This is a genomic window from Planktothrix sp. FACHB-1355 (genome assembly GCF_014748295.1).
GTDB lineage: Bacteria > Cyanobacteriota > Cyanobacteriia > Cyanobacteriales > Aerosakkonemataceae > Aerosakkonema > Aerosakkonema funiforme_A.
Map to the genome: position 1 here is coordinate 1 of NZ_JACJUP010001370.1, position 1546 is coordinate 1546.

Here is a 1546-nt window from a genome sequence, read left to right on the forward strand (position 1 = left end):
CGCAGCCCGAACCCGAACCGCGTGGAAATCAACATTAATCCCTTTCAGGGATTGAAACATGCTGAGTTTTTGGACTTCAAGAGCAGCAGCGCAAGTGGAAATCAACATTAATCCCTTTCAGGGATTGAAACTAATAAATGTATATATAAAGAAAAAACTAACAAAAAACCCCTGGACAGGGCGTCAGGGGCTAGCGTTTTAACAGGCATCCACAATCAGAAATACAAGAGCGCAGCGAACTAAGCAAGAAGGTTTTGACCCCATTGGCGCTTGACCCCCTACCCGACAGGAGGGTAAGGGAATCGAAAAGCACGAATCGCGAGACAATCGATCGCACTGCTTAATTGCCCTCACCGAGAGGATAAGCAGATGCCTGACAAGATGAAGAAGACGGCGTGACATCTGTTAAATTGGCACTGAGAACGACTTTACCATCTGGTGCGATCGACCAACCAGTAGCTTCTACCAACTCAGTACTCGGTGTTGCCTGTTGGGTAGTGGGTGAAGAATTTTTGCGACGACCTCCTATCCCTGACATGATAGATCGATCGCGCAAATCCACCCAAACCGCCTCATCGGTAAGCGCATCAGTCGGACTGGGTGGCAAACCACCTCTACCCGTAACATAGAAAGTACTCGCCAGTGAAGAACGGGAACAAGGTTGATTTGCAAATAATTTCACCACATCAGCAAACTGAGCTCGTCGCGCTCGAAACAGCGAACTGATATTGAGTGGCCCAGGAGCCTTACCATTAAATTGCTCCCCCGGCGGTGGCGGCGGTGGCCCCAACAATGGTAGAGAAAACGAAAGGGGCGATACCGTCCCCACTGACAGCGGCAAAGTAAAATTAGAGTTAGCCCCAATATCTGTTCCCTCTAATTGCAAGCCACCCGGTATGTTAACAGTCAACAAAGGAGCAGTTTGAGAATTGCTAGCGCTAAAGTTCGTGCCATCGGCAAAGTTTACCTCTTTATTCGTAGTCAGCACAAAAGAACCGCCCACATTTAGCTGCGCGTTAGGGCCAAAAATCACCCCATTGGGATTGTGCAGAAATAAGTGAGCTGTGCCGTTGACTTGAATCAACCCATCAATATTAGAAGCCGAACTACCCGTCACGCGAGCGAAAATGTTTTGAATATCGACAGCATTGTTAAAAACAACCGTGCCGCCAGTCGGGACAGAAAACTCCTGAAAACTGTGAACCAGGCTGCCGCCGTTTCGCGTTCCTCCTACGATAGTACTGGTATTGCCCTGTTGCGTAACGATCGAATTACTTTGTCCAGCAGCATCTGGGACGATTTGTGCCGTCGCCGTTGTAGCAGCCAACAGACAGGCTGAGGCACTTCCTAACGCAGACCAGAATCGCAAAGAACAACTTTTCATGGCGGCGAATTCACTAGAGGCGAGGGGAGTGGGGGAGTGGGAGAGTGGGGGATTGAGACAATAGAGATCTCCAACATATAAACTAAACTGCGATCGCCAATGGTAAAATAGAGTTTTACCTTCCCCAAAATGAGTCAACTGAGAGAGTACATAGAGAAGCAT

General features: G+C 48.6%; 1 protein-coding gene. It reads right to left on the bottom strand.

Translation table 11 applies throughout. The annotated features are described in order from the left end of the window. Positions 1–340 precede the first annotated feature (340 nt). Positions 341–1546: filamentous hemagglutinin N-terminal domain-containing protein (locus tag H6S82_RS33835; RefSeq protein ID WP_242057204.1), on the bottom strand; the 1206-nt coding region annotated here is incomplete at its 5' end.